The sequence below is a fragment of the Lactimicrobium sp. genome (assembly GCF_036453465.1).
Taxonomy (GTDB): Bacteria; Bacillota_I; Bacilli_A; order Erysipelotrichales; family Erysipelotrichaceae; genus Bulleidia.
This window is the reverse complement of sequence record NZ_JAZHUW010000027.1, coordinates 1-11,888: the sequence shown is the minus strand read 5'-3', so window position 1 is coordinate 11,888 and position 11,888 is coordinate 1. Positions and strand designations below refer to the sequence as shown.

Here is an 11,888-nt window from a genome sequence, read left to right as displayed (position 1 = left end):
AATGATGTTATCTCTTAGTGAAGTATTGGTACCGCTGATTGCTGTTGCTCTTGTTATTGGTCCGCTGTGGCTCATTGTCAGAGGCGGCCTGAATCGTAAGAATGCCAAGCAGAGACTGCTTGGCCAGGTTGCTCTGTTTGCCGGCGTATTTGCCATCTGTCTGATTGTCGGCGGCACAAAGTTCGCTGCCATGGCTGAAGATACTTCTGCTGCATCTGCTGCTTCCAGTGCAACAGGTCTTGGCTATATCGCTGCTGCTCTGTCTGTCGGCTGTGCATGTATCGGTGCCGGCTGGGCTGTTGCAAAAGCATCTCCGGCTGCCATCGGTGCTATTTCTGAAAACCCTGATAACTTTGGTAAAGCCATCATCTTCGTCGCTCTTGGTGAAGGTATTGCCATTTATGGTCTTCTGATTTCCATTCTCATCATCAACAATCTCTGATCCTGAGGTGTGAGTTTTGAAAGCATACTGCATCAGTGACAATACAGACACAAAGACCGGCATGAGACTTGCCGGGATTGAGGGCGGTGTCTTTCACGACCGTGAAGCGATTGTCAAGAAACTGGATGAGCTCATCCATGATCCGGAGATTGCCATTATTCTGATGACAACCAAATGCGTGGAGATGGCTGGCGATGTGGTTTCTGACTATAAGCTGAATCTGCCCAAGCCGCTGATCGTCGAGATTGCGGACCGGCACGGATCAGGCAATATTGGCGAAACCATTGATGCCTACATCAGTGAAGCCATCGGCATTAAACTGTGAGGTGAAGTGAGTGGAAAATTATGAAGAGAAAATCCTGAAGACGATTGACGAGGATGTCAGCTCCAACGCCGAGCTTGTGCGCAAACAGGTCGAGCAGGAGACAGAGGCACTGCGTCAGGATCAGCTCTCTTTCTATGAGGAAGGTCTGAAGAAAGAAACAGACACTTACCTGGAAAAGGAACTGAGTGAGCTGCGCTTCTATGCGGCAACCAAATCGTCCAAGGATAAGATGGATACAAAGAAGAAACTTCTGCAGCTGCGTCAGTCTCTGACCGCAAAACTGTTTGATGAAGTCAGCAGTGATCTGCACAAGTTTACTTCTTCTGGCGACTATGAAAAATGGCTGCAGAAGCACCTGGATGAAATCAAGATTTCTGATACAGGTGTCTTTGCGGCCAGAGAGCAGGACAAACCTCTGCTGACAAAGCTGCTTTCAGCAAAGGGACTGCATAACAAAGTGGAAACTGCCTATCTTGAAATCGGCGGTTTTCTGTATCGTGATGAAGCAGCCGGCGTGGAGTACAGCTGCACTTTGGATGACAATCTGAAGGCAGCCAGAGAATGGTTCCGCAACCATTCCGGCTTCCGGGTAGAGGAAAGTGAGGATGCGGCATGAGTGATGTCATTTATTCAATAAATGGATCTGTCATTTCGGTCCGCAATTCCATGACTCTGGCCATGAGTGAGATGGTCTATGTCGGTAAAAAGAAGCTGCTTGGCGAAGTCATCCGTATCGATGATGACAGAGTCATGATCCAGGTATATGAATCAACAACCGGCCTGAGACCAGGCGAAGAGGTTGTTGGTACCGGCAATCTTCTGAATGCCGTGCTGGGACCTGGCATCCTGCGCAATATCTATGATGGTATTGAGCGTCCTCTGCAGCAGATTGCGGATGAACAGGGCGCCTTCATTTCCGAAGGCCGCAGCATTCCATCTCTTGATGAAAACAAGAAGTGGGATGTGACCATGAAGATCAAAGCCGGTGACAAGGTTAAAGAAGGACAGATTTTTGCGACCTGCCCGGAAACCAGTCTGATTGAACACCGTTCCATGATTCCGATTGGCGTCAATGGCACCGTAATCAAAGCGGTTGAAAACGGCAGCTACACAGTTAATGATGTCCTGGCGGTTGTACAGGATGACAATACCGGCAAAAAGACTGAGGTTACACTGCATCAGCAGTGGCCGATCCGTAAACCCCGTCCGATCCTTAAGCGTGAACCGATTTCCATGCCGCTGGTAACCGGACAGCGTGTCGTTGATACGATGTTCCCGATTGCCAAGGGTGGATCCAGTGCTCTGCCGGGAGGCTTCGGTGCCGGCAAGACCATGATGCAGCATCAGATCGCCAAGTGGTGTGATGCCGATATCATCATTTACGTCGGCTGCGGTGAGCGTGGCAACGAGATGACCCAGGCTCTGGAAGAGTTTAGTGAACTGACTGACCCGAAGAGCGGCAAGCCGCTGCTGGACCGTACCGTATTGATTGCCAATACATCCAACATGCCGGTGGCTGCCCGTGAGGCCAGTATTTACACCGGTGTTACGATTGCCGAGTATTACCGCGACATGGGCTACCATGTTGCCCTGATGGCCGACTCCACATCCCGCTGGGCTGAGGCTCTGCGTGAAATCTCCGGCCGTCTGGAAGAAATGCCGGCAGAAGAAGGCTTCCCGGCTTATCTGCCAAGCCGTATCGCCCAGTTCTATGAGCGTGCCGGCTATGTCGATACACTGTCCGGATCCAAAGGATCTGTCACCCTGATCGGTGCTGTTTCTCCGCAGGGCGGCGATTTCTCTGAGCCGGTTACTGCCAACACCAAGCGTTTCGTCAGATGCTTCTGGGCACTGGATAAGTCCCTTGCCTATGCAAGACACTTCCCGGCCATGAACTGGACCGACAGTTATTCCGAATATGTGGATGATCTGTCCCACTGGTACAATCAGAATGTTGCTCATGATTTCCTGGATCTGCGTTCTGAGATGCAGGAGATCCTGCATGAAGAGTCCAACCTGATGGAAGTCGTCAAGCTGATTGGCTCCGATGTACTGCCGGAAGATCAGAAACTGACCCTTGAGATTGCCCGTGTGATCCGTGTCGGTTTCCTGCAGCAGAATGCCTTCCATAAGGATGACACTTCTGTTTCCCTGCAGAAGCAGTACAAGATGCTCAAGACGATTGATTACCTGAAGCGTGCCTGCAGCCAGTATGTGGCCAAGAAGATTCCGGTATCGCTGATGGTCGAGACAGGTATTTTCGAAAAGGTGATTCAGATCAAGTACGAAGTACCGAATGACAAAATTGAGATGCTGGATGAATATCCAGCCAAGATTGATGCCGCTCTGGCATCGATCGCTTAGAAAGGGGGCTTTGTGTGAGCCTGCAGTTATTAGGACTGAGTGATGTCAGGGGTTCTCTGATTGCCCTCGATCATGTCAAGAATGTATCAAACGAAGAAATGGTTTCCATCGAGCTCGCCGATGGCAGCACCCGGATCGGCCGTGTCACCGAGATCGAAGGTGAAAGGGCCGTCATTCAGGTGTTTGAAGGCACCGATGGCATGTCCAAGACCAACGTCAAGACAAAGCTTCTCGGCCATCCGATGGAACTCGGTCTGTCCAGAGAAATCCTGGGCCGTACCTTCAATGGTGTCGGTGAGCCGATCGACGGCCTGGGAGAGGTGTATCCTGAGAAGTTTGAGGATGTCAACGGCAAGCCGCTGAACCCGGTATCCCGTGTCTATCCCCGTAACTATATCCAGACAGGTATTTCTGCCATTGATGGCCTGAATACACTGATCCGCGGCCAGAAACTGCCGATTTTCTCCGGCAGCGGCCTGCCGCATGACCAGCTTGCCATTCAGATTGTCCGTCAGGCCCATCTGACTGGTGAAGACAGTGAAAACTTCTGTATCGTATTCGGTGCTATAGGTGTCAAGAACGATGTCGCGGACATGTTCCGCAGATCCTTCGAGGAAACCGGTGTCATGGAGAAGGTTGTCATGTATGTCAACCTGTCCGATGACCCGATCGTCGAAAGAATGTTAACACCGCGCTGTGCTCTGACTGCCGCTGAGTATCTGGCCTATGAGTGCGGCATGAATGTCCTGGTTATTCTGACCGATATGACTTCCTATTGTGAAGCCGTGCGTGAAATTTCTTCCAGTAAGGGTGAGATTCCTTCCCGTAAAGGCTATCCTGGCTATCTGTACTCAGATCTTGCATCCCTGTATGAAAGAGCTGGTATCATCAAGGGCGGCAAGGGCAGTGTAACCCAGATTCCGATCCTGACCATGCCGAACGATGATATTACCCATCCGGTGCCGGATCTGACCGGTTATATTACCGAGGGCCAGATCGTTCTGGACCGTGATCTGTATCTCAAAGGCATCAATCCGCCGATCGGTGTATTGCAGTCACTGTCACGTCTGATGAAGGATGGCATTGGTGAAGGCTATACACGCGCAGACCACCAGGATGTTGCCAACCAGCTGTTTGCGTCCTATGCCAAGGTGCAGGATGCCCGTTCCCTTGCCAGTGTTATTGGTGAAGATGAACTGTCTGAGCTGGACAAGAAGTACATGGAATTCGGCCGCCGCTTTGAGTCGATCTTCATCGGCCAGGGCAGCCATACCAACCGCTCCATTCAGGAAACACTGAATCTGGGCTGGGCACTGCTGTCCACATTGCCTGAGAGTGCTCTTGACCGTCTGGATCCGAAGCTGATCAAGCAGAACTATGATCCGGAACATGCTGAGCGCACGATTGCTCTTGCCCTTGAGCAGGAGGAAAAATAAATGGCAGGCGTACCTGCAACAAAAGGAAATCTGATCAAAGCGAAGAAATCGCTGGCTCTGGCCGAGAACGGCTATGAGCTGATGGACCGCAAGCGCAATATCCTTGTCAAGGAAATGATGAATGAAGTTGAGAAGGTGAAGGCCCTGCGCGAACAGATCAGTGATGCATATGCGACCGGATATTTCCTTCTGCAGCAGGCAAATGTCTATTCCGGCGTGATTGACCGGGTTGCAAGGCGCACTAAGATTGAGGATACGATTCACGTTACCTATCGCAGTGTGATGGGTGTGGAAGTTCCCAAGGTGAGCTATGACAAACCGGATTCCTTAGATATTCCATATGGCATGGAAGATACCAATGCGACCATCGATGAAGCGTACATCCAGTTTCAGAAGGTGAAGGAGATCACGATGGTACTGGCTGAGGTAGACAATACCGTATACCGTCTTGCCCATGCCATCTCCACGACCCAGAAACGTGCCAATGCTCTGCGCAACATTGTTATTCCCCGCTACAAGGAAGAAATCAGGGTTATGAGTGCTGACCTTGAAGAGAAGGAACGTGAGGAATTCTCACGTATGAAAGTCATCAAGGCCAATAAGGAAAAGAAGGAAAGTACAGCAGATGAATCAAATTGAACGTATTGAGAGGCTTTCTGATGTATTCGGCGCTTCCGGCTTTGAGGATGACGCTGCTGCATTTGTGAGATCCCAGCTGCCTGAGTATGATACCGTGCAGGATCATATGCGCAATGTCCGCTGTGAGAAAGATGCTCACAGTGACAAACCCAGAGTCATGCTGGATTCCCATCTGGATGAGGTCGGCCTGATCGTGCAGGCGATTCGTCCCGATGGAACCATGAAGTTTCTGCGTCTTGGCGGTATTTCACCGTCTTCTCTGCCGGCCAATTCTTTTGTCATCAAAACAGACAAAGGAACCTTTGTACCAGCGGTTGTGGCGGCTAAACCTCCTCACTTCATGAGTGCTGCTGACCGCAATAAGCCGCTGGATCCCGATGATATGATCCTTGACTGCGGCAGCCGAAGTGCCCAGGAAACTATGGCACTTGGCATTCATATCGGCTCACCGGCTGTACCGGATGTCACATGCCGCTATGATGAAAAGCGTGATCTGTTCTATGGCAAGGCATTTGACTGCCGGATCGGTGTTGCGGCAGAAATCGAAACGCTGAAGAGAATGTATCAGAAGGAACTGCCATGTGCATTGAGTGCATGTTTCTCTGCCCAGGAAGAGGTAGGGGAAAGAGGTGTGCGCGCCAATGCTGAGGCTTTGAAGCCGGATGTCATGATCTGCTTTGAAGGCTGTCCCGCTGATGATACCTTCTCACCGGATTACATGATCCAGGCTGCACTTGGCAAAGGACCGATGCTGCGGCATATGGATGTCTCCATGATTACCAACTGGAGATTCCAGAAGTTTGCCCTGGATACAGCCAGAAATCTTGGTATTCCGGTGCAGGAATCTGTGCGCAGCGGCGGCGGCACCAATGGTGCTGCTGTCAATACGCAGTATGGCGTACCTGCAATTGTGATCGGTATTCCGGTCCGCTATATTCACAGTTCCAACTGTTTTGTGAAATACTGTGATTATGAAAATGCGGTCAGACTGGCCTGTGCACTTGTGGAAAGACTGGACAAAACTGCGGTTGAATCGTTCTGAAAGAGCCTGAGCAAGGCTCTTTTTCGGTATGAATCGTACGTTGAATGAGCTACCTTACATGCTATAATGTTAGACGTGATTGGAGGTACCACGCGTGGCTTTAGAAAAGTTGAAAAATTTTATTGCACCGGTCGAAGATGATGACGACGATGATGAAGATGGTGCAGATGAAGAACTGGAATACAGGCAGAGTGAGGCTAAGCCGCTGAGCTCCTATGAAAAGAAACGGACAGAGGTAACCGGTGTGCCGACTAATGCGGCCATGGTTCTGTTTGAGCCGCGTTCCTTTGAAGAAGCTGAGGAGATTGCCAGACATCTCAAGGACAGAAGGGCATGTGTTGTCAACCTGCACAGACTGCAGAGAGACTATGCCCAGCGCACCATTGATTTCCTGACAGGTGTTGTCTTTGCTCTGGATGGCACGATTCAGAAGATCGGCCATAATGTGATTCTGTGTGCACCGCGCAATGTAGCCGTTGACGGCGAGATCAAGCTCGACGGCGATGATGACTGAGCATACTGACGAATCCTCTCTGGAAGCACATCTGCATGATCTGCAGGAGAAAAGTGAGCGCTGGCATACGCATACATGTTCTTCCTTTCTGAATGAAGAAGAAACAGCACGCATGCAGAAAATCTTTGTGCCATCCGCCCATGTCCGCTGGTTTGGCGGTTATCCGCAGGCAAGAAAGCAAAAAGTCATTTTCCTTTATGATGAGGAAGATGACTTTTCTGATATTGTCTGTCTGAAAGCAAAAGCAGACCAGCGCTTCCGGAAGATTTCCCACCGGGATATCCTTGGTGCACTGATGTCACTGCAGATCGAAAGAGATGCCTTTGGCGATTTCTGGATCGCAGACGGCAATATCTATCTCTACACCTCTGTATCAATGGCACCATTTCTGATTGATCAAATGACCCGCATCAATCAGCTCAGTGTCCGTTTTGAACAAATGGACAGCTTTCCAGCACAGGTCTTTCAGATGCGCAGCTTCACGGCTGTAGCAGCCAGTGAGAGAGCCGATGCCATCGTTGCAGCAATTACCCATGTTTCCCGCTCAAAAGCAAAGGAAATGATTCATGCTGGAATGGTGCAGTTCGATCATGTTGCGCTTGATGTGCCTGATGAAGTGTGCCATAATAACGTTACGATTTCGATCCGTGGGTTCGGTCGTTTTCTGTATGAAGGATACGAACGAAAGACACATTCGGACCGGATCGTGGCTAAGTTCCAGCAGTATATCTGAGAGGTGACGATTTTGACAGCGAAAAGGCCGACATTCCGTGTAATGAAGAATGGATATGATCGTTTTGCGGTGGATGATGCTGTCGAGAAGTATGCTGCACAGGTAGATGAGCTGGAAAAAAGAATTGCTTTGTACCAGCAGCAGGCTGCTGAGGATGCGGCCCGTCTGGATGACATGCAGAAGAAGTACAATGCTGTGCTGCAGAATATGCAGGCAAAGCAGGCAGCGGCGGATGATATCGCCAGGCTGTCCCTGCGGGAAGCCAATGAGATTATATCGACAGCACAGAACAATGCGGATGAGATTATCCGTGAAGCCCTTGGCACTGCCCGCCTGATTCTGATGGACCTGTCAAGACTGTACAATTCTGCCGGTGATGTCAAGACGGACATGAAGAAGGAACTCAGTGATCTGCAGGCAGAACTGGATAAGTTCCAGCTGCCGAAGATGCCGGATTTGCGCTGGCTGGATGAAGCAGAGAAGAAAATGCGTTGATCAGGACGCGCCTGCCTTTATCAGCACTAAAGAGAGTCTGTGGATGGTGAAAACAGACATGTGGAAAAGAGCAGGACATCACCTGTGAGCAATCGTGGATTCCGCGTTAAGGAATAAGTGAGGGCATGGCATATTGTCATGAACTAAGGTGGTACCGCGCTGACAGCGTCCTTAGAGAATGGGACGCTTTTTTTATGGGCGCCCTTTGGAAAGGAAAGGCAAAGAATGGATTACAAAAGCACATTGAACATGCCGAACACCGACTTTGAGATGAGAGGCAATCTGGCTAAGAAAGAGCCGGGTATTCTGAAACAGTGGGAAGAGAACAACTACTTCCAGGATCTGCTTGCTCATCATAAGGGACAGAAGGCATTTGTTCTGCATGATGGTCCGCCATATGCCAATGGCAACCTCCATGCCGGTACGGCCATGAACCGTGTGATCAAGGACTTCATCAACCGCACACATGCCATGAGCGGCTACTACACACCGTATTTCCCGGGCTGGGATACACACGGACTGCCGATTGAAAATGCTATCCAGAAACTTGGTGTTGACAGAAAGAAGCTTTCTCCGGCAGAGTTCCGCTCCAAGTGTGAAGAATATGCCCACAAGCAGATTGCCCAGCAGATGGCAACCGAAAAGCGTCTGGGACAGATCGCCGACTATGAGCACCCATACATCACTCTGAAGAAAGAATTTGAAGCCAGACAGATCCGCTGCTTTGAGAAGATGGCACTGGACGGCCTGATCTTCCAGGGACTCAAGCCGGTCTACTGGTCTCCATACAATGAGACCGCTGTTGCCGACTCAGAAATCGTATACCGTGATGTCAAGGATGCGACCATCTATCTGGCTTTCCAGATTGCCGATGGCAAAGGTGTACTGGATCAGGATGACTACTATGTCATCTGGACCACAACCCCATGGACCATTCCTTCCAACGAAGCCGTCTGCTTAAATGCAGATCTTGTTTATGCCGAAGTCAAGACAGAGAAGGGCAAGCTGATTATGCTGGCCGACTTTGTGGATAAGCTGCTGGCTAAGTTCCAGCTGGAAAACCAGGGCGTTCTGCGTACTTTCAAAGGAAAAGAGCTGGAAGGCATTACCTATCATCATGTTGTCTTTGACAAGGAGTGCCCGACCCTGCTTGGCAATCATGTTACCGCCGATGATGGTACCGGTGTTGTTCATACTGCCGGCGGCCATGGTCTTGATGACTTCAATGTATGTATGAAATACGGAATCCCGCCGATTAATACCGTTGATTCTGTCGGTAAGATGAACGAGAATGCCGGCAAGTATCAGGGCATGTTCTTTGAAGACTGCTCCAAGGCTATTATCCATGATATGAATGAGAAGGGATGCCTGCTTGCTGTAGAGAATATTGTCCATGCTTACCCGCATGATGACCGTCTCAAAAAGAAGGTGATCTTCAGAGCCGTGAAGCAGTGGTTCTGCTCCATTGACAAGATCAAGGACCAGCTGCTTGACCAGATTGACAATCACGTTGTCTGGCACAATTCCTTCGGCCAGAAGAGAATGCACAATATGATCCATGACCGCGGCGACTGGTGCATTTCCCGTCAGCGTCTGTGGGGTGTGCCGATTCCGATCTTCTATTGTGAAGACGGCTCTCCGATCATGGAAAAGGATGTCTTTGAACATGTAGCAGATCTGTTCGGCCAGTATGGATCCAATGTCTGGTTTGAACGTGAGGCAAAGGACCTGCTGCCGGAAGGATACACAAATCCGAAATCTCCGAATGGTATCTTCACCAAGGAGAAGGATATCATGGATGTCTGGTTTGACTCCGGATCGTCCTGGACAGAACTGGAAGACAGAGGTCTGGAATTCCCGTGTGATATGTATTTTGAGGGATCTGACCAGTACCGCGGCTGGTTCAACAGTTCTCTGATTGTCGCTACGGCTGTCAAGGGCAGAGCACCTTACCGTGAGGTTCTTTCCCATGGCTATGTGGTTGACTCCAAGGGTGAAAAGATGTCCAAGTCGCAGGGCAATGTTGTCAACCCGATGGATATCATCAATAAGAATGGCGCAGATGTATTCCGTCTGTGGGCAATGGTTTCTGACTTCAAGCAGGATCTCAAGCTTGGCCCGAGCAACATCAAGCAGGTATCCGAGCAGTACCGCAAGATCAGAAATACATTCCGCTTCCTGCTTGGCAATGTGAATCCGGCTGACTTTGATCCGAAGAAGGATATGGTAGCTTACCAGGATCTTGAACCGGTTGACAAGTACATCCTGGTTCTGCTGGATGATGTTGTCAGTGCCGTCAGAAAGAGTGTCATGAACTATGACTATGTCGCATGTTCCAAAGTGCTGACCAACTTCATGGTCAATGAACTGTCTTCCTACTATTGCGATTTCACAAAGGATATCCTGTATTGTGAGGCAAAGGACAGCAGACGCAGAAGACAGGTACAGTCTGTATACTGGATCTGTGTTGACAAGCTTGTCCGTCTGTGGGCACCGTTCCTTGTCTTTACAGCTGAGGAAGTATGGCAGCACTTCAACGATGACTGCGAGAAGTCTGTGCATAACACTGAGTTCCCTGCCGTTGAAAACTATGCGGATGCTGAAAAGGTAAAGGCAGATGGTGCCAAGCTGATGGATATGCGCTCCGTTGTGCTCAAGGCACTGGAAGATGCCCGCAATGAGAAGCTGATCAAGTCAAGCCAGGAAGCAGAAATCTCTCTGAGCGCACCGGAGGATATGTGCACACTGCTCAATGAACAGCTGCCGGATCAGGTTTCCCAGTGGCTGATTGTCTCCGCTGCCAATGTCACAGCAGGAGAGAAGGTCAGCGCAAAGGTAGAAAAGGCACAGGGTACAAAGTGCCCGCGCTGCTGGAACTACAGTCTCAATCCGGATGAAGACGGACTGTGCCCGCGCTGCCATAAGGTACTGAAAGGTTAATGATATGGGGATGGCGGAAACACCATCCTCTTTTTTATCTATGGAAATCAACGATCGAATTTTTCTGATGAAGGCACTTGATCTTCTCAAAACATCTCTGGACCATCCTGTTTCATGGTATATGGACCTGTATGAAAACGATCCCTCTCTGTATTCGTATGAAAATGACGGCAGATATGATTACATACTGTTTACGATCCCTCACAAGAACTGGCAGAATGTGATTCTGATTGTCTATGACATTACAGATGTGATTGCGGATGTCAGCGGCTATCTGTGTGATCTGGATACACTGGGGCGGGATAAGGACTTTCTGGAGGAATGCAGCAGGGAAAGTGACTGGATGTATCTGGAACAGCGGATCAGTGCACAGATGTTACAGGAGGATCAGGGAATACAGAGGAAAGGCAGGGCTTTTCTGACAGGGAGCACCTATGTCACAAAGGCATACCGGCATCAGGGCATCTTTGTACAGATGCTGGATATGATCCATCAGTTTGCAATGGAGGATCTGACGGGCAATGCATGCTATCTCCATATCCTGTCTTTAGACCCCGATATCCCGTGTTATGGGCCTGATGCGCTGGATCACCCATACTACTATCAGTATGAAAAAGATGAGCCTGTACGCAGGCAGAATGCGGCTATCATGAGGCATCTTGACTATGAAGTGCTGCAGCTGGAAGAAGAACATCCAGAACAAAATACGGATGGCACCAAGATCTGGTTTGCCATCCGTATGGAAGAAGATCATATTGAAGAGATGCCGGCTGGAAAGCAGCCGCTTGCCTGATCGGGCCATAAGAAAAGGACTTCACACGAAGTCCTTTTTAGGTGTGTCGGGCATGACACACATCCAGCCTGCAGCAGACGCAGGTCACGGGTATTTGTCGCCAAGTGAAGTGAACCACCAGCCGCAGGCGGTGACGCCGAGGGTGAAAGCAGTGGCTAGCATATT

At 49.9% G+C, this 11,888-nt stretch carries 12 protein-coding genes and 1 other annotated feature; all 12 genes read left to right on the top strand.

Annotation, left to right across the window (positions count from 1 at the left end; all coding sequences use genetic code 11):
* Position 1: 1 nt before the first annotated feature.
* The 12 genes from SOI44_RS07465 (at position 2) to SOI44_RS07410 (ending at position 11,723) form a co-directional block, all read left to right on the top strand.
* Positions 2–442 (top strand): ATP synthase subunit C, encoded by a 441-nt coding sequence (locus SOI44_RS07465; protein ID WP_331348583.1) that lies wholly within the window; start codon positions 2–4, stop codon positions 440–442.
* 16 nt (positions 443–458) lie between these two features.
* Positions 459–767 carry a V-type ATP synthase subunit F gene (locus SOI44_RS07460; protein WP_108776038.1) on the top strand — a complete coding sequence of 103 codons (309 nt, stop codon included), beginning with the start codon at positions 459–461 and terminating at the stop codon, positions 765–767.
* Between the two features lie 10 nt (positions 768–777).
* Positions 778–1,383 (top strand): V-type ATP synthase subunit E, encoded by a 606-nt coding sequence (locus SOI44_RS07455; protein WP_331348582.1) that lies wholly within the window; start codon positions 778–780, stop codon positions 1,381–1,383.
* Positions 1,380–3,131, top strand: coding sequence for a V-type ATP synthase subunit A (locus SOI44_RS07450; protein WP_331348581.1), 1,752 nt, complete (start codon positions 1,380–1,382; stop codon positions 3,129–3,131). The genes SOI44_RS07455 and SOI44_RS07450 overlap by 4 nt, the downstream gene beginning before the upstream one ends.
* Before the next feature lie 14 nt (positions 3,132–3,145).
* Positions 3,146–4,567 (top strand): V-type ATP synthase subunit B, encoded by a 1,422-nt coding sequence (locus SOI44_RS07445; RefSeq protein WP_331348580.1) that lies wholly within the window; start codon positions 3,146–3,148, stop codon positions 4,565–4,567.
* Positions 4,568–5,206, top strand: coding sequence for a V-type ATP synthase subunit D (locus SOI44_RS07440; protein WP_331348579.1), 639 nt, complete (start codon positions 4,568–4,570; stop codon positions 5,204–5,206).
* On the top strand, positions 5,193–6,248 hold the full coding sequence (locus SOI44_RS07435) for a M42 family metallopeptidase (protein ID WP_331348578.1): 1,056 nt from the start codon (positions 5,193–5,195) through the stop codon (positions 6,246–6,248). Before SOI44_RS07440 ends, SOI44_RS07435 begins: the two co-directional genes overlap by 14 nt.
* Before the next feature lie 94 nt (positions 6,249–6,342).
* The gene (locus tag SOI44_RS07430) at positions 6,343–6,762 is read left to right on the top strand and encodes a cell division protein SepF (RefSeq protein ID WP_331348577.1); all 420 of its coding nucleotides are present in this window, start codon (positions 6,343–6,345) and stop codon (positions 6,760–6,762) included.
* The gene (locus SOI44_RS07425) at positions 6,755–7,495 is read left to right on the top strand and encodes a YlmH/Sll1252 family protein (protein WP_331348576.1); all 741 of its coding nucleotides are present in this window, start codon (positions 6,755–6,757) and stop codon (positions 7,493–7,495) included. Before SOI44_RS07430 ends, SOI44_RS07425 begins: the two co-directional genes overlap by 8 nt.
* 12 nt (positions 7,496–7,507) lie before the next feature.
* Positions 7,508–7,990 (top strand): DivIVA domain-containing protein, encoded by a 483-nt coding sequence (locus SOI44_RS07420; RefSeq protein WP_108776045.1) that lies wholly within the window; start codon positions 7,508–7,510, stop codon positions 7,988–7,990.
* Positions 7,978–8,166, top strand: a binding site (T-box leader). Its footprint overlaps the gene before it by 13 nt.
* A gap of 49 nt (positions 8,167–8,215) precedes the next feature.
* Entirely contained in the window at positions 8,216–10,930 is a 2,715-nt protein-coding gene (gene ileS, locus SOI44_RS07415) for an isoleucine--tRNA ligase (protein ID WP_331348575.1), read from the top strand.
* A gap of 4 nt (positions 10,931–10,934) precedes the next feature.
* Positions 10,935–11,723 (top strand): hypothetical protein, encoded by a 789-nt coding sequence (locus SOI44_RS07410; protein WP_331348574.1) that lies wholly within the window; start codon positions 10,935–10,937, stop codon positions 11,721–11,723.
* The last annotated feature ends 165 nt before the right edge of the window (positions 11,724–11,888 follow it).

Excerpts from the sequence above, each read along its gene's own strand:
- SOI44_RS07450 (WP_331348581.1), top strand. The coding sequence starts at position 1,380 with ATGAGTGATGTCATTTATTCAATAAATGGATCTGTCATTTCGGTCCGC.
- SOI44_RS07435 (WP_331348578.1), top strand. The coding sequence starts at position 5,193 with ATGAATCAAATTGAACGTATTGAGAGGCTTTCTGATGTATTCGGCGCT.
- SOI44_RS07425 (WP_331348576.1), top strand. The coding sequence starts at position 6,755 with ATGACTGAGCATACTGACGAATCCTCTCTGGAAGCACATCTGCATGAT.
- SOI44_RS07410 (WP_331348574.1), top strand. The coding sequence starts at position 10,935 with ATGGGGATGGCGGAAACACCATCCTCTTTTTTATCTATGGAAATCAAC.
- SOI44_RS07465 (WP_331348583.1), top strand. The coding sequence starts at position 2 with ATGATGTTATCTCTTAGTGAAGTATTGGTACCGCTGATTGCTGTTGCT.
- SOI44_RS07440 (WP_331348579.1), top strand. The coding sequence starts at position 4,568 with ATGGCAGGCGTACCTGCAACAAAAGGAAATCTGATCAAAGCGAAGAAA.
- ileS (WP_331348575.1), top strand. The coding sequence starts at position 8,216 with ATGGATTACAAAAGCACATTGAACATGCCGAACACCGACTTTGAGATG.